The 21019-nt window shown below is 63.2% G+C and carries 12 protein-coding genes, 1 tRNA gene and 1 pseudogene; 11 read left to right on the top strand and 3 right to left on the bottom strand.

What is annotated here, in order from left to right; translation table 11 throughout:
* Position 1 precedes the first annotated feature (1 nt).
* From glgA to IG197_RS07205, 8 genes are all read left to right on the top strand, one after another.
* Positions 2–1447 carry a glycogen synthase GlgA gene (gene glgA / locus IG197_RS07240; protein WP_192317956.1) on the top strand — a complete coding sequence of 482 codons (1446 nt, stop codon included), beginning with the start codon at positions 2–4 and terminating at the stop codon, positions 1445–1447.
* On the top strand, positions 1448–3076 hold the full coding sequence (locus IG197_RS07235) for an alpha-D-glucose phosphate-specific phosphoglucomutase (protein ID WP_067964423.1): 1629 nt from the start codon (positions 1448–1450) through the stop codon (positions 3074–3076).
* A gap of 490 nt (positions 3077–3566) precedes the next feature.
* The gene (gene glgX / locus IG197_RS07230) at positions 3567–5588 is read left to right on the top strand and encodes a glycogen debranching protein GlgX (protein WP_192317954.1); all 2022 of its coding nucleotides are present in this window, start codon (positions 3567–3569) and stop codon (positions 5586–5588) included.
* On the top strand, positions 5585–7216 hold the full coding sequence (locus tag IG197_RS07225; RefSeq protein WP_192317952.1) for an alpha-glucosidase family protein: 1632 nt from the start codon (positions 5585–5587) through the stop codon (positions 7214–7216). Before glgX ends, IG197_RS07225 begins: the two co-directional genes overlap by 4 nt.
* Before the next feature lie 189 nt (positions 7217–7405).
* Entirely contained in the window at positions 7406–8998 is a 1593-nt protein-coding gene (locus IG197_RS07220; protein WP_067964419.1) for a peptide ABC transporter substrate-binding protein, read from the top strand.
* A gap of 69 nt (positions 8999–9067) precedes the next feature.
* Positions 9068–9991 carry an ABC transporter permease subunit gene (locus tag IG197_RS07215; RefSeq protein WP_192317950.1) on the top strand — a complete coding sequence of 308 codons (924 nt, stop codon included), beginning with the start codon at positions 9068–9070 and terminating at the stop codon, positions 9989–9991.
* Positions 9984–11102, top strand: coding sequence for an ABC transporter permease (locus IG197_RS07210; protein WP_067964415.1), 1119 nt, complete (start codon positions 9984–9986; stop codon positions 11100–11102). The genes IG197_RS07215 and IG197_RS07210 overlap by 8 nt, the downstream gene beginning before the upstream one ends.
* A gap of 1 nt (position 11103) precedes the next feature.
* Positions 11104–12720: an ABC transporter ATP-binding protein gene (locus IG197_RS07205; protein WP_067964413.1), complete on the top strand. Its 1617-nt coding sequence runs from the start codon at positions 11104–11106 to the stop codon at positions 12718–12720.
* 90 nt (positions 12721–12810) lie between these two features.
* Here IG197_RS07205 and IG197_RS07200 read toward each other — a convergent pair whose 3' ends face one another.
* Both IG197_RS07200 and IG197_RS07195 read right to left on the bottom strand, forming a co-directional pair.
* Positions 12811–14514, bottom strand: coding sequence for a pilus assembly protein TadG-related protein (locus IG197_RS07200; RefSeq protein WP_192317948.1), 1704 nt, complete (start codon positions 14512–14514; stop codon positions 12811–12813).
* A 57-nt stretch (positions 14515–14571) separates the two neighbouring features.
* Positions 14572–15186 carry a TadE/TadG family type IV pilus assembly protein gene (locus IG197_RS07195; RefSeq protein WP_371746517.1) on the bottom strand — a complete coding sequence of 205 codons (615 nt, stop codon included), beginning with the start codon at positions 15184–15186 and terminating at the stop codon, positions 14572–14574.
* A gap of 497 nt (positions 15187–15683) precedes the next feature.
* Between IG197_RS07195 and IG197_RS07190 the strand changes: the two are divergent.
* A pseudogene (locus tag IG197_RS07190) lies at positions 15684–16870 on the top strand (integrase core domain-containing protein).
* A 43-nt stretch (positions 16871–16913) separates the two neighbouring features.
* Here the strand turns inward: IG197_RS07190 and IG197_RS07185 are convergent.
* Positions 16914–16990, bottom strand: a tRNA-Pro gene (locus IG197_RS07185).
* A 200-nt stretch (positions 16991–17190) separates the two neighbouring features.
* Between IG197_RS07185 and IG197_RS07180 the strand changes: the two genes are divergently transcribed.
* Both IG197_RS07180 and IG197_RS07175 read left to right on the top strand, forming a co-directional pair.
* Positions 17191–18711 carry a phosphomannomutase/phosphoglucomutase gene (locus IG197_RS07180; protein ID WP_192317946.1) on the top strand — a complete coding sequence of 507 codons (1521 nt, stop codon included), beginning with the start codon at positions 17191–17193 and terminating at the stop codon, positions 18709–18711.
* 12 nt (positions 18712–18723) lie between these two features.
* The gene (locus IG197_RS07175; RefSeq protein WP_192317944.1) at positions 18724–20964 is read left to right on the top strand and encodes a mannose-1-phosphate guanylyltransferase/mannose-6-phosphate isomerase; all 2241 of its coding nucleotides are present in this window, start codon (positions 18724–18726) and stop codon (positions 20962–20964) included.
* Positions 20965–21019: the final 55 nt, after the last annotated feature.

The raw sequence follows: 21019 nt of genomic DNA, 5'->3' as shown, positions 1-21019 counted from the left end.
GGTGCAGGTGCTTTCGGTCACGCCCGAGATCTTCCCGCTGATCAAGACCGGCGGGCTGGCCGACGTCACCGGCGCCTTGCCGGCGGCACTTGCCGGGCTCGGCGTCGCCACCCGCAGCCTGGTGCCGGGTTATCCCGTGGTGATGAACGCGCTGAAGAAGAAAAAGACGGTTCATCACTACCCCGCTTTGCAAGGCGGCAAGGCAGCGCTCCATTCAGCCGAGATCGCCGGCCTCGACATGCTGGTGCTCGACGCGCCGCATCTGTTCGACCGGCCCGGCGGACCCTATGGCGACGTCACCGGTGCCGATTGGCAGGACAATTGGCGGCGCTTTGCAGCACTCGGCCGTGTCGGCGCCGACATCGCTGCGGGTGTGGTCAAGGACTACAAGCCCGACATCGTGCACGCCCATGACTGGCAGTCGGCGATGACGCTTGCCTATATGCGTTATGGCGAGGCGGCTGATGTGCCGTCTGTCATGACGGTGCACAACCTCGCCTTCCAGGGGCAGTTCGGCGCCAGCATCTTTGCCGGCCTCGGCCTGCCGCAGCAGGCGATGGCGCTCGACGGCGTCGAATATTATGGCGGCGTCGGCTTCCTCAAGGCCGGCCTGCAGGCAGCGTGGGCGATCACCACCGTCAGCCCGACCTACGCCCAGGAAATTCGCACTCCGGCCTTCGGCATGGGGCTCGACGGGCTGATCAACCTGCGCTCGCCCGACCTTTACGGCATCGTCAACGGCATCGACGACGACATCTGGAACCCGGAGACCGACACCCATCTTGCGGCCACCTACACGGCCAAGAGCCTGAAGGGGCGCAAGGCCAACAAGCGGGCGATCGAAGAGCGCATGACGCTCGATCGTGACGACGGTCCGATCTATTGCGTCGTCAGCCGCCTGACCTGGCAGAAGGGCATCGACATTCTTTCGACCATCATCGATCCGGTGGTCGCCTCCGGCGCGCGGCTGGCGATACTGGGCTCGGGCGATGCCGGGCTGGAAGGCGCGCTTCTCGCCGCTGCCGCCCGCCATCGCGGCCGTGTCGGCGTCGTCATCGGTTATGACGAGGGCCTGTCGCATCTGCTGCAGGGCGGCGCCGACGGTATCCTGATCCCGTCGCGTTTCGAGCCATGCGGCCTGACCCAGCTTTATGGCCTGCGTTATGGCTGCGTGCCGATCGTCGCGCGCACCGGCGGGCTGGCCGATACCGTCATCGACGCCAACGAGGCGGCGGTGGCGGCCGGCGTCGCCACCGGTTTCCAGTTCGCGCCCGAAGACGCCGGCGCCTTCCACCACGCCATATCGAGGGCCAATGCGCTGCATGCCGAGCCGGCAGTCTGGGCGGCAATCCAGAAGCAGGGCATGAAGTCGGATGTATCCTGGGACCGCAGCGCCCAGAAATATGCCGCACTTTACCGCATGCTTCTCTCAAAAAGGGATGCCTGAATGATTCGCACCGTCGCCACCACGCCCTATACCGACCAGAAGCCCGGCACGTCGGGCCTGCGCAAGAAGGTGCCGGTCTTCCAGCAGCCGAACTATGCCGAGAACTTCATCCAGTCGGTGTTCGATTCGCTCGAAGGTTTCGCCGGCAAGACGCTGGTCGTCGGCGGCGACGGCCGCTTCTACAATCGCGAGGTGATCCAGAAGGTCATCGCCATGGCGGTGGCCAACGGCTTCGGCCGCGTCGTTGTCGGGCAGGGCGGCATCCTGTCGACGCCGGCGGCCTCCAACCTGATCCGCAAGCGCAAGGCCTTCGGCGGGCTGATCCTGTCGGCCAGCCACAATCCCGGCGGCCCGCACGAGGATTTCGGCATCAAGTACAATGCCGAAAACGGCGGTCCGGCGCCGGAGAAGATGACCGATGCGATCTATGCCCGCAGCAAGGTCATTTCGGCCTACAGGATCGCCGACATCGGCGCTGTCGATCTCGACAAAACAGGCACCTTCGAGGTCGGCGGCATGAAGGTCGAGGTCGTCGACCCCGTCACCGACTATGCCGAGTTGATGGAGACTTTGTTCGATTTCGACGCCTTGCGTGCCCTGTTCAAGTCGGGCTTCCGCATGCGTTTCGACGCCATGCACGCGGTGACGGGCCCCTACGCCAAGGAGATCCTCGAGCGCCGCCTCGGCGCTGCCGAGGGCACCGCCCGCAACTTCGTGCCGCTGGAGGATTTCGGCGGCCACCATCCCGATCCGAACCTGGTTCACGCCAAGCATCTCTATGACGAGATGATGGGGCCCGACGCGCCTGATTTCGGCGCCGCCTCCGACGGCGACGGCGACCGCAACCTGATCATCGGCCGCGGCATCTTCATCACGCCGTCGGATTCGCTGGCGATGCTGGCGGCCAACGCCCATCTTGCGCCGGGCTACAAGGCCGGGCTCAAGGGCATCGCCCGCTCGATGCCGACCAGCGGTGCCGCCGACCGGGTTGCCGAGAAACTCGGCATCGGCATGTATGAGACGCCGACCGGCTGGAAGTTCTTCGGCAATCTGCTCGACGCCGGCATGGCGACGATCTGCGGCGAGGAGAGTGCCGGCACCGGTTCCGACCATGTCCGCGAGAAGGACGGGCTGTGGGCGGTGCTTTTGTGGCTCAACATTCTTGCCGTGCGCGGCGAGAGCGCCAAGGACATCGTCGCCAAGCATTGGGCGACCTATGGCCAGAACTATTATTCGCGCCATGACTATGAAGAGGTCGAGACCGACAAGGCCAATGCGCTGGTCGACGCCCTGCGCGGCAAGCTGGCGTCGCTGCCGGGAACCAGCGTTCAGGGCATGAAGATCGCCAGTGCCGACGACTTTGCCTACAACGACCCTGTCGACGGCTCGGTGAGCAGGAACCAGGGCATCCGCGTGCTGTTCGAAGGCGGTTCGCGTGTCGTCTTCCGCCTGTCGGGCACCGGCACCTCGGGCGCCACCTTGCGCGTCTATATCGAGCGCTACGAACCCGATCCGGCGCGGCACGGGCAGGACACGCAGGCCGCACTTGCCGACCTGATCAAGGCCGCCGACGACATCGCCGGCATCCGCAGCCACACCGGCCGCGACAAGCCGAGCGTGATTACGTGAAATGGTCGATTGCGGCTGAGTTCCCCCCTTGTGGGGGAGATGTCCGGCAGGACAGAGGGGGGCAACGTCGAGCGCTTTCCTCCGACGTTTGCCGGACGAGCCTGCTCCACTGGCGGGATACTCGTCCGGCCCGGAGAGGTCGCGATCCTTCGCACCCCCCTCTGTCCTGCCGGACATCTCCCCCGCAAGGGGGGAGATTAGCCTTCATTGCCCGCGCCGATCTCCGGCACAGGACGGGAGGTGACGCTGCCAATCGCCAATGGCGAAGGACGATCGCCGAGGGTGCCGCTGCCAATCTCCCCCCTTGCGGGGGAGATGTCCGGCAGGACAGAGGGGGGCAACGTCGAGCGCTTTCCTCTGAAGTCTACCGGACGAGCCTGCTCCCCGGGCGAGATACTCGTCCGGTCCGGAGAGGTCGCAATCCTTCGCGCGCCCCTCTGTCCTGCCGGACATCTCCGGGGAGATCGGCTGGCCGCACCGGTGCTGCCCGATGACCAGGGATGGCAGCACTCCACCTCTTGGCGCGACACTAACCGATGACGGCATCCGGTTTGGCGTCTGGTCCGGAGCTGCCGAACGCATGTGGGTGTCGGTCTTCGACGCCGACGGCAAGGCGGAGACGGCCCGGCTGGAGCTTCAGCGTGAAAGCGACGGGGTTTTCGCACTGCATGTCGCCGGACTGGGCGAGGGCACGCGCTACGGTATTCGCGCCGACGGGCGATATGCGCCGGACGACGGCCTGTGGTTCGATCCCGGCAAGCTGCTTGTCGATCCTTACGCGCTGCGAATAGACCGGCCTTACCGCTATGACGCCCGGCTTGCCGCCCCAAGAGGGCAGGGCGGCGACAGCGCTGCGCTGATGCCCAAGGCAGTGGCCGCGAGGCTGCCCATCGTGCCGCACGCAGCACCGGCGTTTCGGCCGGGCGGGCTGATCTACGAGGTGCCGGTGCGCGCCTTCACCATGCGCCATCCCGGTGTGCCGAAGCGCCTGCGCGGCACGATCCGGGCGCTGGCCGAGCCTGTCATCATCGACCATCTGTCGAAGATTGGCGTGTCGGCGGTCGAGCTGATGCCGGTGACGGCTGTGATGGACGAGCGCCACTTGCCGCGCCTCGGCCTCAGCAATGCCTGGGGCTACAATCCGGTGACCTTCATGGCGCTTGATCCGCGCCTGGCGCCTGGCGGCATCGCCGAGCTCAGCGAGACGACAGCGGCACTGCATGCCGCCGGCATCGGCGTCATCCTCGACCTGGTCTTCAACCACACCGCCGAAAGCGATGAATTCGGGCCGACCCTGTCGCTGCGCGGCCTCGACAACCCAGCTTACTATCGCCCGGCGGTCGACGATCCCGGCCGCTATGCCAACGACACCGGAACCGGCAACACGCTTGCCTGCGACCATCCGGTGGTTCAGGGACTGGTGCTCGACAGCTTGCGGCATTTCATCGTCCACGCCGGCATCGACGGCTTCCGCTTCGATCTCGCGCCCGTGCTGGGTCGGGTCGGCGGTGAATTCAGTGCTGACGCACCGTTGTTGCAGGCGATGCGGCAGGACCCCGTCATCGGCGACCGCGTCCTGATCGCCGAACCCTGGGACATCGGCCACAACGGCTACCGGCTTGGCGGCTTTCCCCCGGAGTTTCTCGAATGGAACGACCGCTACCGCGACGACGTCAGGCGTTTCTGGCGCGGCGACCGCGGTTTGGTCGGCGCGCTGGCGACACGGCTTGCCGGATCCTCCGACAGCTTCGGCGGCGGGGCGCAGACGCGGACGGTGAACTTCATTGCCGCCCATGACGGCATGACGGTCGCCGACCTCGTCCGCTACGAGCGCAAGCACAACGAGGCCAATGGCGAACACAACCACGACGGCCACAATGAGAACTTTTCCTGGAACAACGGCGTCGAGGGCGAGAGCGGCGATCCCGAGATATCGGCCGAGCGCAGTCGCGATATCAGCGCCTTGCTGGCGACGCTGTTTGCCTCGCGCGGCGCCATCATGCTGACGGCGGGAGACGAATTTGGCCGGAGCCAGCGCGGCAACAACAATGCCTACGCCCAGGACAACGAACTGACCTGGCTCGACTGGGCCGAGCGTGACGTCGCCCTGGAGGACTTCGTCGCTGAACTTGGCAAGCTGAGGCGAGAGGTGCCGGCGCTGGCGCAAGTCGGCTTCCTCAGCGGCGCAGTCCCTGATGGCGCGCAGGTGGCGGACGTCGAATGGCTGACCGAGGCCGGCCGGGCGATGAGCGACGCCAACTGGCATGAACCCGACCGTCACCGCCTGACGATGCTTCTGGGCAATGGTGCCGCAGAGGGCGGCCGGCTTGCCGTCATGATCAACGGCGCGCGGCGCGATGTCCATTTTGCCCTGCCGGCGCGTTCGGCCTTCGAATGGCGACAGGCGATGGCCGGGGCACATCCGGGTGGCGGGCGTTTTGCCGTGCCGGCGCGCAGCGTTTCATTTGCGATCGAACGGCCTCAGGCCGAAAGCCCAGGAGATCAGCCATGACCCAGCAATCCGGTGCCGACTGGTGGCGCGGCTGCGTCATTTACCAGGTCTATCCGCGCTCGTTCCAGGACAGCACCGGCGACGGCAGCGGCGATCTCGCCGGCATCACCAGGCGCCTGCCGCATATCGCCTCGCTGGGCGTCGATGCGGTCTGGCTGTCGCCCTTCTTCAAGTCGCCGATGGCCGACATGGGCTACGACGTCTCCGATTATTGTGACGTCGATCCGATGTTCGGCACGCTCGCCGACTTCGACGCGATGATATCGGAGGCGCACCGCCTCGGGCTGAAGATCATCATCGACCAGGTGCTGTCGCACTCGTCCGACAAGCATCCCTGGTTCGTCGAAAGCCGGATGAGCCGCGACAATCCCAAGGCCGACTGGTATGTCTGGGCCCAGCCCAAGCCTGACGGCACCGCGCCGAACAACTGGCTGTCGATCTTCGGCGGTCCAGGCTGGGAGTGGGATTCGACGCGCAAGCAATATTACCAGCACAATTTCCTCGCCTCGCAGCCGGATCTCAACTTCCACAATCCCGAAGTGCAGGCAGCGCTTCTGGAAACGGTTCGCTTCTGGCTCGATCGCGGGGTCGACGGCTTCCGGCTCGACACGGTGAATTTCTACGTCCACGACAAGTGGCTGCGCGACAACCCGCCCTTGGCGAAAAGCGTTGCCGGCGAGAACGAGGAAGCCAATCCCTACGAGTACCAGGACCATCTGTTCGACAAGACGCGGCCGGAAAACATCGCCTTTCTCGAGCGCTTTCGCGCCCTGCTCGACGAATATGGCAGTCGCAGTTCGGTCGGTGAGGTCGGCGACGGCGAGCGCTCGCTGCAGACGGTGGCGGCCTACACCTCGGGCGGCGACAAGCTGCATATGTGCTACACATTCGACCTGCTTGGGCCGAAATTTTCCGCCGCCCACGTCCGCAAATGCATTGCCGATTTCGAGGCGGCGGTGACCGACGGCTGGGTCTGCTGGGCCTTCTCCAACCATGACGTCATCCGCCATGTCACGCGCTGGACGCGGCCCGGCGGCGACCCGGAGGCGGTGGCCAAATTCTCCATTGCCCTGCTTGCCTGCCTGCGCGGTTCGATCTGCATCTACCAGGGCGAGGAGCTTGGTCTTGAAGAAGCCGACGTTGCTTTCGAAGACTTGCGCGATCCTTACGGCATCCGCTTCTGGCCAGGCTACAAGGGCCGCGACGGCTGCCGCACGCCGATGGTGTGGGAGGCCCAGGCAGAGCAGGGTGGCTTCTCCGACGGCAAACCCTGGCTGCCGATTTCGGCTGCCCATCGTGCGCTGGCGGTCGACCGCCAGCAGGGCGACGCGGAATCAGTTCTGTGTCGTTACAGGGCGGTGCTCGAGGCGCGCAGGACGCTTCCGGCACTTATCCACGGCTCGATTGAGCTGCTGGAAACCGAGGGCGACGTGCTCGCTTTCCTGCGTGAGGAAGGGGCCGAACGGCTGCTCTGCGTCTTCAACTTTTCAGAGAAAGCAGCCTCATTGCCAGTTCCGGCAAGGCTTGCCGGCGTGAGCCAAGTGTCGTTCCCCGGCGCTTCAGGTGAGTTCGAAAAAGACCGTATCACCTTGGCGCCGCTCGATTACTTTATCGGGCGCTTAGTTTGAACTCGCTCAAGTTGACTTTAGGTGAGCACGAGTCGTGTTGAAAATAAAAATTGTCGTGTCTAGTGTCAGCCACCGCTGGCGGTAGGGAGCTGCCGGCTCGCTCAACGAAACCGGAAACATCCGGCATTCGGGCGCTAACCAGGCGAGGCCGTGTTTACGGGGAACACGCCTATTTGGGAGAAGTAACACATGCTGAAGAACATGCTGAAAGCGACAGTGTTCGCTACGACGCTTGCGCTGTCTGCTGGAGCGTTGTCCGTTCCGGCTTTTGCGGAGGTCGTCTTCAATCGCGGCAATTCGGCCGATCCGGAATCGCTGGATCCGCACAAGACATCGACGGTCTATGAAGCCCACATCCTGCGCGACCTGTTCGAAGGTCTTGTCATGCAGGACCAGAATGCCGAAATCATTCCGGGTGCAGCCGAGAGCTGGACCGTTTCGGACGACGGCACCGTCTACACTTTCAAGCTCCGTCAGGGCGCTACCTGGTCGGATGGCAGCCCGGTTACCGCCGAAGACTTCGTCTACTCCTTCCGCCGCCTCGAGGACCCGGCCACCGGCGCCGAATATGCTTCGATGCTCTATGTCGTGAAGAACGGCGAAGAAGTGAACACCGGCAAGGCCAAGCCCGAAGAACTCGGCGTCAAGGCAGTCGATGCCAACACCTTCGAAGTGACCCTCAAGGCACCGACCCCATACTTCCTCGAAATGCTGACGCACCAGTCGACCTATCCGGTCAACAAGGCCGCCATCGACAAGCTCGGCGCCGATTGGATCAAGCCGGGCAACCTGGTGTCTAACGGCGCGTTCACGCTCGCAGAATTCGTCCCGAACGATCACATCAAGCTGGTCAAGAACCCGAAGTTCCATGACGCCGCCAATGTGAAGCTCGACGCCGTCAACTACTTCCCGACGGAAGACCGCTCGACCGCCATCAAGCGCTTCGAGGCTGGCGAACTCGACAGCAACGACGATATCCCGACCGAGCAGATGGCTGACCTGAAGGCCAAATTCGGCGATCAGCTGCGTATCGGCGCCTATCTCGGCACCTACTACTACGCCATCAAGACGGACAAGGCACCGTGGGACAATGTCGAGCTGCGCAATGCAGTGTCGATGGCCATCGACCGCGACTTCCTGGCCGAGAAGGTCTGGCAGAACTCGATGATCCCCGGCTACTCGATGGTGCCGCCCGGTATCGAAGGCTACACTTCGGCACTGGCGACCTTCGCCGACAAGTCGCAGATCGACCGCGAGGATGAAGCCAAGAAGGTTCTCGAGAAGCTCGGCTACGGCCCCGACAAGCCGCTGAAGATGGAAATCCGCTACAACACGTCGGAGAACCACAAGAACACGGCAGTCGCGATCCAGGAGCAGCTCAAGCCGCTCGGCATCGAGGTGACGCTGCTCAACACCGACACCAAGACCCACTACGGTCATCTCGAGCAGAAGGGTGACTTCGACGTCGCTCGTGCGGGCTGGATTGCCGACTACAAGGATCCGGAAAGCTTCCTCGGCATCTCGCGCAAGGCTTCCGGCAACAACTACTCGAACTACAATAGCCCAAAGTTTGAGGAGGCCATGAACAAGGCAGCCGCCGCTGGCGGCAAGCCGGAAGAACGCCTGAAGGAAATGGCCGCAGCAGAACGCATCTTGATCGATGATGTCGGCCAGATCCCGCTGCTCTACTACAGCTACAAGAACCTCGTTTCGCCGAAGATCAAGGGCTTCGACGAGAACGTCATGGACGTTCATCCTTCACGCTTCGTCAGCAAGGACTAGTCCCGGCTCTGCCGCCGCCCCTGAAAAAGGGGGCGGCGGTCCCGGCTAACCTGCGAAGGCGTGGTAGCTATGTTTCTCTATGTATTCAGGCGGCTTCTGACCGCCATTCCGACGATGTTCGTCATCGTCACGCTGGCCTTCTTCCTGATCCGCGTCGCTCCGGGCGGCCCATTCAATCAGGAGCGCGGACTCAGTCCCGAGATCAAGGCCAATCTTGAGGCCCAATTCGGTCTTAATGATCCGATCTGGCTGCAATACTTCAACTATCTCAAGAACCTGCTGCACGGTAACTTCGGGCCCAGCTACAACCTGCCTGACTTCACCGTCACCGAGCTGTTCGCCAATGGCCTGCCGATCTCGGTTCAGCTGGGCCTGTCGGCTCTTGTCCTGGCGCTTGCCGTCGGAACGGTGCTTGGTATCGTCGCAGCCCTCAACCAGAACAAGCTTGGCGACTATTCGGTGATCGCACTCGCCACTGCAGGCAGCACGATCCCGACCTTCGTCATTGCCCCTGTGATCCAGCTGCTGTTCGGCCTGACCTGGAAGCTGCTGCCGATCGGCGGTTGGGGCGATGGGGCATGGATCAACAAGATCGGCCCGATCCTGACTTTGTCACTGCCGCAGATCGCCATCGTGGCGCGCCTGATGCGCGGTTCGATGATCGAGTCGCTGCGTTCCAACCACATCCGGACGGCGCGTGCGCTTGGCCTGTCCGACTGGTCGGTGGTGGTCAAGCACGCACTGCGTGGCGCTGTCCTGCCCATCGTGTCTTATGCGGGCCCGGCGGCGGCGGCATTGCTCACCGGTTCGATCATCGTCGAGACGATCTTCGCCATTCCCGGAATCGGCCGCTACTTCGTCGATGCGGCACTCAACCGCGACTACACGCTGGTGATGGGCACGGTGGTGGTGATTGCGCTGTTTACGATCGCCTTCAACCTGATCGTCGACATCCTCTATGCCTTCTTCGATCCGCGGGTGCGCTATGACTGATACAGCCATTTCAGCGCCCGTCGTCGGGCGATCGCTCTGGGGCGATGCGTGGGCACGCCTCAAGGCCAACAAGGCTGCGATGTTCAGCCTTTTCTACCTGATCGCCATGGCGACCGTCTGCATCGTCGGACCGTTCTTCGTGCCGCATCAGTACACGACGATCTATGCCGACTATGTCCGGACGCCGCCAAGTCTCTCGGCCTATCCCAAGCCGGAAATGATCGAGACCGCCATGAACGACGCCGTCAAGCGCATGCGTGTCGACGTCAAGGAATGGCGCCAGGAAGGCGAACGGGTGTTCATCACCGTGACGTCGAGCAAACCGCTCGACGAGCGCAACATCCGCTATCTCGACCGTTCCGACACCTTCGACGACGGCAAGCTCGAAAGCACCTCTGCTGATGGGCTGACGGCGGTGATGAGCGCCTCGATCAAGCAGCAGTACTTCCTGTTCGGCACCGACAACACCGGCCGCGACCTGCTGTCGCGAACGCTGATGGCGGGCCGCATCTCGCTGGCGATCGGCCTTCTGGCCGGCATCGTCGCCGTGGTCATCGGGGTCATCTATGGCGCCACTGCCGGCTTCATGGGCGGCAAGACCGACGAGGTGATGATGCGCATCGTCGACGTGCTCTATTCGCTTCCCTTCATCTTCTTCGTCATCATGCTGGTCGTCTTCTTCGGGCGAAACTTCGTGCTGATGTTCCTGGCCGTGGGGGCGGTGTTGTGGCTCGACATGGCGCGCATCGTGCGTGGCCAGGCCTTGTCGATCCGCCGGCAGGAATACGTCCAGGCGGCCGAAGCGCTCGGCGTGCGTTCGCGCGGCATCGTGCAGCGTCACGTCATCCCCAACCTGCTCGGGCCGGTGGTCATCTACATGACCCTGCTGGTGCCGCAGGTCATTATCCTGGAGAGCTTCCTGTCGTTCCTGGGGCTCGGCGTGCAGGAGCCGATGACGAGCTGGGGCGTGCTGATCTCCGTGGGCGCCAAGAACATCGGTACCGCCAACTGGCTGCTGTTGTTCCCGGCCTTCTTCCTGGTCTCGACGCTGTTCGCGCTGAACTTCATCGGCGACGGCCTGCGTGACGCTCTCGATCCGAAGGACAGGTGAGATGGCTGGAGAAACAATCCTATCGGTCAAGGACCTGCGCGTCCGCTTCCGCACGCTCGACGGCGTGGTGGAGGCGGTGAAGGGCATCCACCTTCACGTCGACGCCGGCGAGACGGTTGCCGTGGTCGGTGAATCCGGCTCCGGCAAGAGCCAGACGATGATGGCGGCGATGAGCCTGCTGGCATCCAATGGCGAGGCCACAGGCGCTGTCGACTACCGCGGCAAGAACCTGCTGACACTCGGCAAATCGGAACTCAACAAGGTCCGTGGCCGCAAGATCAGCATGATCTTCCAGGAGCCTATGACCTCGCTCGATCCGCTCTACACCATCGGCAACCAGCTGATGGAACCGATCCGCAAGCATCGCGGCTTGAGCGGGGCGGCAGCGCGCGCCGAAGCCCTCAGGCTGCTCGAACTGGTCAAGATTCCCGACCCCGAGCGGCGCCTGAAATCCTATCCGCACGAAATGTCGGGCGGCCAGCGCCAGCGCGTGATGATCGCCATGGCGCTTGCCAACGACCCCGACATCCTGATCGCCGACGAGCCGACCACTGCACTCGACGTGACGATCCAGGCGCAGATCCTGACCCTGCTGGCCGAACTGCAGCGCAAGCTCGGCATGGCCATCGTCTTCATCACCCATGACCTCGGCATCGTCCGGCGCTTTGCCGACCGTGTCTATGTCATGCGCTATGGCGAGGTGGTGGAGGAGGGCAAGGCCGACGAGCTGTTTGCCAATCCGCAGCACGACTACACCAAGATGCTGCTGGCAGCCGAGCCGACCGGTCGCAAGGCGCCGCCTGCCGCCAATGCGCCGATCCTGCTCGAAGGGCGCAATGTCGAGGTCGAGTTCAAGATCGGCGGCGGCTTCCTTGCCGGCCCGCCGATGCTATTGCGGGCGGTCGACCGCATCTCGATCATGCTCAAGCAGCGCCAGACGATCGGCATCGTCGGTGAATCGGGATCGGGCAAGTCGACGCTGGGCCGGGCTCTGCTTCGGCTGTTGCCGAGCCAGGGAACGATCCGCTTCGGCAACAAGGATCTGTCCAAGGCAGACCGTGCCGACATGCGCCCGCTGCGGCGGGAGCTTCAGCTCGTCTTCCAGGATCCGTTCGGCTCCTTGTCGCCGCGCATGACGGTGGGCCAGATCATCACCGAAGGCCTTCTGGTGCACGAGCCGTCGCTGTCGTCCAAGGAACGCGACAACAGGGCGGTGGAGGCCCTGCGTGAAGTCGGGCTATCCCCCGAAACACGCAACCGCTATCCGCACGAGTTCTCCGGCGGCCAGCGCCAGCGCATCGCCATTGCGCGGGCGATGATCCTCAAGCCCAAGGTCGTCGTGCTCGATGAGCCGACCTCGGCGCTCGACCGATCGGTGCAGAAGCAGATCGTCGAGCTTTTGCGCAAGCTGCAGGCCGACCACGATCTGTCCTACCTGTTCATCAGTCACGATCTGGCCGTGGTGCGCGCCATGTCGGACTACATCATCGTGATGAAGCAGGGAAAGATCGTCGAGGAGGGGCCGACCGAGGAGATCTTCGGGGCGCCGCGTGAAGCCTACACCAAGACCCTGATGGCGGCGGCGATCGACGAGACGAAGTTCCGCCAATCGGCCTGACGGTTTGGCAGCCTGACGGCTTTGGCAGGCCACAGCCTGGTGAAAAACAGCAACAGGCCCGGAGACGTCAGTCTCCGGGCCTGTTCGCGTTCAGAGCACCAGAACGGAGCGGCCGCAGTTGACGCCGTGAACCCGCACATCGGCTTCGCCGACCTTTACGCCGACCAGCGTCAGGACGTTGTAAAGCAGCCCGTCGATGGGGGCGGTCACGCCTGACAGCAGGCCTATGATGGCGGTCTTGACCGCGGCGTCTGTCGGCACGAACAGGCCGAGGCCAAGGCCCAGCACCTTGAGATCGACATCCAGCGTCAGCCCGCTCAACAGCGAGGCGGTCAGCGACTGCGTCAGGTTGCGTGTCGACACCGACTTGACCCGGCGTGCGTCGATGTCGCTCTTGTTGAACGTAAGGGCCTGCGGCGTCATGTTGCCGATCCGCACATTCGCGGCACCCTTGACGTCGACGGTCAGCACGTTGAGGCCGACCGGGTTGAGCTTGACCAGCTGCGCGGGCTGCACCACGGGCCTCTTGGTGAAGACCCTGAGTTCCTCCGGGTTGATGTCGCCGAGCCAGATCTCGGCGACGCCGGGCTGGGCGTCGACCGTGACGATCGCGCTTGCCGGCTTGCCGGTGGGACAGGAAACGCTTTTCAACTGGGCCTCGGCATAGGCCAGCTCGACATAGAGCGGCACGCGCACCGACCCGCCCAGCACGCTGTCGACCAATCCCCCGGTGCCGCCAACGGTGACGACGAGTTGCAGCCTCGTCTGCGCCGTACGCACGATCTTGCCCGGCTCGCCGACCGCAAACCAGCTGTATCCTTGCGGTGGTTCGCCGATGGCGACGTTCAGCTTGACGCCGAGCAGACCCGGCACGCCGGCGCCAAGGTCGACGGCGACCTGGTTCTTGCCGTTGGCGATGGCGGCTGCAGCGCTGACCAGTTCCATGATGCCGACATCGGCGTCCAGCCCGGCGGCGCCACGACCCGTCGACAGTTTGCCGATCGCGCCGAGGTCGATGTAGTTCTTGAGCGGTACCTTGAGCGAACCGGGGATGTGAGAGCCCAGAAGCTTGTTCAAGGCGATGTCGGCGTCCCTGTCCTTGTTGACCGTTGCCAGAGCCGACAGTATCTGCCCGACGCTCGCCTCAGCCTGCAGCACCTCATTGTAGGTACCCGCCGTCAGGTTCAATCCGGTCTTCAGCGCATCGATGAACTGCAGCGCGTTGACGTCGGCCCCCAGAAGCGCGTTGTAGTCCATCACATTGAGCGAAAGCGTCGTACCCAGCAGGCCGCCAAGAAGGCTGTTGAGCAGGCCGCCATTGAGGCTGGCAAGCCTGGAGCCCACGGAGAAGGCGGCTTCCGCCGGCGCGGTCGCGACCGCTGTGGTGACAATCTTGCGCTCACCGATCAGCGCATTGGCGAAAAAGGTCGTGCCGTCCTTGGAATAGGTGACGCGCACGGCGTTTGGCGGCGTTGCACCGACGACGAAGCGCGCGTCGACTGCGACAGTGGGGTCGGCGGCATAGCGCCCCTTTTCGACGAGCACGCGCTTGTAGCCTACTGTGAGTGTTTGAGGGGTGGAGCCGTCAACCAAGACGACGTTGTTCTGCTGATTGTTGTTGAATACCTTCAGCACCGCGGCATCGGCCTTGGCGATGTTGCCGGCGGCATAGATTGCCGCAAGATCGGTAATCGACTGGGCTTCGCGGCGCTCGACATAAAGCGAGCCTTCGTCGACTGCCAGTGCAGCCGTGGCAAGGCCGATCGGCAGCGACAGCGCGAACATGGTCGCCATGTTGCCTTTTCGCGCGCGCCGGAACTCGGACAGTCTGTTCAGGATTGCCGTAAACATTCAGATGCCCCCCACCCGAATTGTCGAACTGCGTTTGATGGTCTGCTCCGGCATTGGCAGCATTGTCAGCAGATTCCAGATCGGAAGCTGGCGGGCGTCGTAGCTCAAGGAGACGACGAACTGTTCGCTGTCATTGGCGCTGTCCTTGGCGTCTACTGTCAGTTTTGTCTTGTCGATGAGGACGTAGCCGTCGCCGTTGAGATCGATGTATCGCTGTGCGAGCGTCTTGCGCTCGGCTTCGTTGAGCCCGCCGATGGCGGTGCGGGCTGCGTCGGCCGCCATCTGCTGGACGGAATGCAGGGCGCCGAAGTAAATTCCATAAGCGATCATTCCAAACACAAGCAGGATGAAGACCGGTGCGACAATTGCAAATTCGATTGCTGATGTGCCGGATCGGGACTGCAGGAACCCGCTACTATCGGGGGGCCTTATGCGGATCAGTGTCCTTGCCCATCTTTCCAAGTGCTGGATCCGCTCGGTAAAGGACTTGGATGCGTCTGCGCCCAGCTTGCGGCGGTGTCTGAGCACACGCCAGCCCCCTGGATTTCTGGTCGTCGCAAGCGACGCCATCCTGCGGAAATATTGTTTGTATGCAAAGTATTTATTCTCACTCATATGCCACCTGTTTGGCCACTGCCAAGATCATCCGCCTCGCTACCAGAGATGAACTAGATTAGTACCAGAGTGGTCCCAGAAGATTATCGATTTGCTAATGTGCTTGCAGGTTGTGGCGAACGGCCAAGAGAATCTGAATCTCGACAGTAAAATCCGACTAAAATGGTCTCGTTTTGTATGAGGTCAGATGGTTTTTGTTAGAATGCCGTGGTCGCAGGAAGTTTTCGCCAAGCGACAGCAAGAAGAATACAACCGTCGATTGATGAGATCGGGTGTGGCAATCGTTGTGGCGAAGCTGGTGGCCCGGAAAGCGGGTTGTTCACGCCGTCTTTCGGTTCGGGACGCAGGTTGATCCTGGCCGGTCGCAGCGCGAAAGGCGTGGCGCTTTGCGGCTTCAGTCTAAAGAATTGGGATTTCGGGATGAGCGACCCGAGACATAGGTGACGTTTCGTACCGGACACATGGGTAACACTTTTGGCTTTTGGCCGGAGGTGTTGATGCCGTGGAAGGAGAGTTCGGTGATGGAGGAACGTCTTCGTTTTGTTGCGCGGCTTCTGGATGGCGAGGGCATGAGTGATGTGTGCCGAGAGTTCGGGATTTCCCGCAAGACCGGCTACAAGATCCTCAACCGCTACAAGGACGACGGCCTGGAGGCGCTGACCGACCGGTCACGGCGGCCGGTCCGCTATGCCAACCAACTGCCCTGTCAGATCGAGCAGGCGATTGTGAAGGCCAAGAAGGACAAGCCGCACTGGGGCGCCAGGAAGATCCGTGAGCTTCTGGTGCGCAAGCTGGCCGGCGACGTTCGGCTGCCGTCGACGAGCACGGTCCATGCCGTGCTCGACCGCCACGGCCTTATCACGCGCGCCCGTCAGAGGCGGCGCTGCAAGGCCGAGGGCACGCCGCTGTCGGCGGCATGCTGCCCCAACGATCTGTGGTGTGTCGATTTCAAGGGCGAGTTCAGGCTCGGCAATCGCCAGTACTGTTACCCTTTGACGGTGACTGACCAGGCCTCGCGCATGATCCTTCTGTGCGAAGCCCTCGAATCAACGCGGGAGGTGCCCGTCGTCGAAGCCTTCGTGAGGTTGTTCAAACAGCGCGGCTGCCGGCGGCGATCAGAAGCGACAACGGGCTGCCCTTCGCCTCTCCCAATGGGCTCTACAATCTGTCCAGGCTCTCGGTCTTCTGGCTGCGGCTGGGCATCGACATCGAGCGCATCAAACCCGGCAACCCGCAGCAGAACGGCAGGCATGAGCGTATGCACCGGACCCTCAAGCAGGAGACGACCCGGCCGCCGGGCATGAACATTCTACAGCAGCAGGCCAGGTTCGATGCATTCGTCAGCGAATTCAATGCCGAACGACCGCACCAAGCGATCGGCATGAAGGTGCCGGACGAACTCTATAAGCCCTCTTCAAGAGCCTATGAGGGGCTGCCAGACCTGCATTACCCCTTCCATGACCGCGACATCCTCGTCACCGCCTGTGGCCGCATCTGCATGCACCGCAAGAAGATCAATATCTCGACCGTGCTCGCCGGCCAGAGGCTCGGAATCACTGAAGTCGACGACGCCATTTGGCTCGTCTCCTTCATGCACTATGATCTTGGCTATATCGACCTCGAACAGAGGACCCTGCAGACCATCGACAACCCGTTCGGCACGAGGTTGTCACCCATGTCTTAGGTACAAACTGTTACCTATGTCTTCGGGCTGTACAGGATTTTTCTGGTCGGAGTGGCAGGATTCGAACCTGCGACCCCATCGTCCCGAACGATGTGCGCTACCAGGCTGCGCTACACTCCGTGACCAGTGGGCGGGCTTATAGCTGCCGCTTTTGCTTCCTGCAAGCGCCAAAGGTTCGACTGGCGCAATTTTTCGCAAGTGAGTAATCTTGTTGTGCTTTTAAGCCTTTTTGCTGCCGTGGCGGGAGGGGACAGTGCCCCGATCTTGCGGTATTCGATGCCGAACAGAATCTATGCGCAGCATCGCGCCGGAGTGCAGTCGTGAATTTCAAGCCAGTCGCCCAAGCATCTCCCAATACGTTCGAATTCGAGACGCTCGCACTGGTCAAGCCGACCGGCTTTCGCGAATACGATGCGCGCTGGTGGTTCGGCCATCCGAGCTCGTCCAAGGAGCCGGAACTCAATCTGATCGGCGTCCAGGCGCTGGGCATGGGCATCGGCACGTTGATCCGGCGTCTCGGCGCCGGACCCGACATCGTCGTCGGCCACGATTTCCGCTCTTACTCGATGTCGATCAAGCTGGCGCTGGTGTCAGGTCTTCAGGCGGCGGGCGCCCGGGTCAAGGACATCGGCCTGGCGCTTTCGCCGATGGCCTATTTTGCCCAGTTCGCACTCGACACGCCGTCGGTGGCCATGGTCACCGCCTCGCACAACGAGAACGGCTGGACCGGCGTGAAGATGGGAGCGCAGCGGCCGCTGACCTTTGGACCGGACGAAATGTCGGCGCTCAGGGAAATCGTGCTCAATGGCGACTTCGACCTGACCGGCGGCGGCTCCTACGAATTCGTTGCCGATTTCCGCAAGACCTATATCGACGACCTGGTGGCCGGCAAACGCATCACCCGCAAGCTGCGCGTCGTCGCCGCCTGCGGCAACGGCACGGCAGGGGCGTTTGCGCCGGAAGCGCTCGAGCGCATCGGCTGCGAGGTCATCCCGCTCGATATCGAGCTCGACCATTCGTTCCCACGCTACAACCCCAACCCCGAGGACATGCAGATGCTGCATGCGATCAGGGACAAGGTGCTGGAAACAGGCGCCGATGTCGGGCTCGGCTTCGACGGCGACGGCGACCGCTGCGGCGTGGTCGACAATGAGGGCAACGAGATCTTTGCGGACAAAGTCGGCGTCATGCTCGCGCGTGACATCTCGGCGCTCCATCCGAACGCGACCTTCGTCGTCGACGTGAAATCCACCGGCCTGTTCAACACCGACACCGTGCTGGCCGCCAATGGCGCCAAGACCGACTACTGGAAGACGGGCCACTCCTATCTCAAGCGCCGCGTCGCCGAACTGGGCGCCATCGCCGGCTTCGAGAAGTCGGGCCATTTCTTCTTCAACCCGCCGATCGGCCGCGGTTATGACGACGGCATCGTCACCGCGATCGCGGTCTGCCAGATGCTCGACCGCAGCCCCGGCAAGTCGATGGCCGATCTCTATCGCGACCTGCCGCTGACCTATGGCACGCCGACAATGTCGCCGCATTGCGACGACGAGCTGAAATATGGCGTCGTCGACAAGGTCGTCGCCGATTTCGAGGCGATGAAGCGCAATGGCGATATCTTCGCCGGACAGAAGATCGTCGATCTCGTCACCGTCAACGGCGTGCGTGTCGTTGCCGAGGACGGCACCTGGGGGCTGGTTCGCGCCTCCTCCAACAAGCCGGAACTTGTCGTGGTGGTGGAAAGCCCGGTTTCGTCGGAGCGCCGGCGCGAGATGTTCGAGGCGGTTGACGCGGTGCTGCGGCGCAATCCGTCCGTCGGCGCCTACAACCAGACCTTCTGAGGGGGAGCGGGCATGGCCGAGAGGATCGTCAGTTTTGTCATGAGCGGCGGCGTCGGCTCCCGGCTCTGGCCGCTGTCGCGCGAGGACAACCCCAAACAGTTCCATGATCTGTCGGGCGACGGCTCGATGCTGGTCAAGACGCTGAAGCGGCTTGCCGCGCGCGACGAAGGCGAAACGCCGATCTATCTGATCGCGTCCGAGCGCCATGCCGAACGGGTGCGCGCCGATCTCGCAGCGATCGATCTTGCCGGCGGCGGCGCGATCTTCGAGCCGACGGGCCGCAACACAGCTGCGGCCGTGGCGATTGCCGCGCTGCAGACGATCAAGGCCTATGGCGACGGCACCGTGCTGGTGGTGCCTTCGGACCACGAAATCTCGACGCAGCGCCAGTTCTGGGAAACCGTCGAAAACGGGGTGCCGGCAGCCGTGGCCGGCCGGATGGTGGTGTTCGGTATCCGCCCGACCGCACCCGAGACGGGTTACGGCTACATCGAGGCCGGTGCCGAAGGCGGCGGCGTTTCCGACGTCACCCGCTTTGTCGAAAAGCCCGACCTCAAGACGGCCGAAGGTTATCTCGCAGCCGGCAACTTCTTCTGGAATGCCGGCATCTTCCTGTTCAAGGCCAGCGCCATGCGCGCCGCCTTCCTCAAGCACCAGCCTGACATCTGGCAGAAGGCCGAAGCAGCCTTTCAGGCCCAGACCAGCGACCTCTCCGGCGTCTACATGCCGCTGGATCTCTACCAGGACATCCCGTCCAACTCGATCGACTACGCCATCATGGAGCGTGTCGACGGCATCGCCATGGTGCCGGCAAGTTTCCGCTGGAACGATCTCGGGTCGTGGCAGTCGCTGCTCGACGTCAGCCCCTCCGACAAGGACGGCAACGTCATCGTCGGCGATGTCGTCGCCATCGACTGCGAGAATTCCTATCTGCGCGGCGAAGGCCGCCTGCTTTCGGCCATCGGCCTGAAGGACGTCGCCATCGTCTCGACTTCGGACGCGACCTTCGTCGCCCCGGTCAGCCACAGCCAGAACGTCAAGAAGATCGTCGAGCAGCTCGAAAAGAGCGGCCGGCTGGAGACCAAGTTCACGCCGGCGCATGGCCGTGTCATCGCCAACGGCGCCTGGCGTCGGCGGGTGCAGCATTGGCTGATGGACGAGACGCTGCCGCTGTGGTCGACATCGGGTGTCGACGAGCAGTTCGGTGGCTTCTACGAGGCACTGGGCTTCGACGCCAGGCCATTTGCCAAGCCCAAGCGCATGCGCACCATGGCGCGACAGGTCTATGCCTTTGCGGTGGCCAAGCAGCGCGGCTGGGATGGCAGGGCCGACCAACTGATCGACCACGGCATCCGCTTCATGGCCGACAAAGGCCGCACCGAACGCGGTGGCTGGGTGCGGACGCTGAACCCTGACGGCAGCGTGCTCGATCCGGTCGAGGACGCCTATGATCACGCCTGCGTGCTCCTGGCGCTGGCCCATGCGCATCGCTCGGGCAATGCCGAGGCGCTGGCGCTGGCCACCGAAACATTCGCCTTCCTCGACAAACACCTCGAGGACGAGCGCATGACCGGCTTCATGGAAAGCCCTGATGGCGAGGGCGTGCGCCGCTCCAACCCGCACATGCATCTGCTGGAGGCGTTTCTCGCCTGGCACGCGGTGACGGGCGACCGCGCCTATCTCAGGCGCGCCGCGCGCATCATCGATCTGTTCCGCAGCCACTTCTTCGAGGTCGACAGCTGGACGCTGGGCGAGTTCTTCGACCGCGACTGGCATCCGGCACCTGGCGAAAAGGGCCAGTGGACCGAACCCGGCCATCATTTCGAATGGGCCTCGCTGCTTGTCGATTTTGCCGACAAGAGCGGCCAGAAGGATCTCGTCGCCTTCGGCCGCAAGCTCTATGCCTCGGCGGTCGCCAACGGCCTCAACCGTGCGACGGGGCTGGCCTATGGCGCGGTGTCGCGGCAGGGCCTGCCGCTCGACAGCATCTCGCGCAGCTGGCCGCAGACCGAGGCGATCAAGGCGGCCGTGGCGCTCGACGGCACCGGCGGCCCCGATCTCAAGCCCGAGATCGAAGCACGTGTCGGCCGCCTGTTCCGCTGGCACATCGACCCCGCACCGCAGGGCCTGTGGATCGACCAGATCGACGAGCGCGGCCGCTCCTTGGCCAAGGAAGTGCCGGCCAGCATCTTCTACCATCTGGTGACGGCGCTGACGCAGTATCTCGACAAGACCGAGGACGTCGCGCACTGACTTCGAACCAACAAAAAAGCCGGCCAATTGACCGGCTTTTGCTATTCAGGCGATG

This window comes from Aminobacter sp. SR38 (assembly GCF_014843375.1).
In the GTDB taxonomy this organism is placed as follows: domain Bacteria; phylum Pseudomonadota; class Alphaproteobacteria; order Rhizobiales; family Rhizobiaceae; genus Aminobacter; species Aminobacter ciceronei.
Note: the sequence above shows the minus strand (reverse complement) of the source record. Positions and strands in the feature narration are given on the sequence as shown.

Coding starts and splice junctions, on each gene's coding strand:
- IG197_RS07235 (WP_067964423.1), top strand. CDS start 1,448: ATGATTCGCACCGTCGCCACCACGCCCTATACCGACCAGAAGCCCGGC.
- glgX (WP_192317954.1), top strand. CDS start 3,567: ATGACCAGGGATGGCAGCACTCCACCTCTTGGCGCGACACTAACCGAT.
- IG197_RS07225 (WP_192317952.1), top strand. CDS start 5,585: ATGACCCAGCAATCCGGTGCCGACTGGTGGCGCGGCTGCGTCATTTAC.
- IG197_RS07220 (WP_067964419.1), top strand. CDS start 7,406: ATGCTGAAGAACATGCTGAAAGCGACAGTGTTCGCTACGACGCTTGCG.
- IG197_RS07215 (WP_192317950.1), top strand. CDS start 9,068: ATGTTTCTCTATGTATTCAGGCGGCTTCTGACCGCCATTCCGACGATG.
- IG197_RS07210 (WP_067964415.1), top strand. CDS start 9,984: ATGACTGATACAGCCATTTCAGCGCCCGTCGTCGGGCGATCGCTCTGG.
- IG197_RS07205 (WP_067964413.1), top strand. CDS start 11,104: ATGGCTGGAGAAACAATCCTATCGGTCAAGGACCTGCGCGTCCGCTTC.
- IG197_RS07200 (WP_192317948.1), bottom strand. CDS start 14,514: ATGGCGACCATGTTCGCGCTGTCGCTGCCGATCGGCCTTGCCACGGCT.
- IG197_RS07195 (WP_371746517.1), bottom strand. CDS start 15,186: ATGAGTGAGAATAAATACTTTGCATACAAACAATATTTCCGCAGGATG.
- IG197_RS07175 (WP_192317944.1), top strand. CDS start 18,724: ATGGCCGAGAGGATCGTCAGTTTTGTCATGAGCGGCGGCGTCGGCTCC.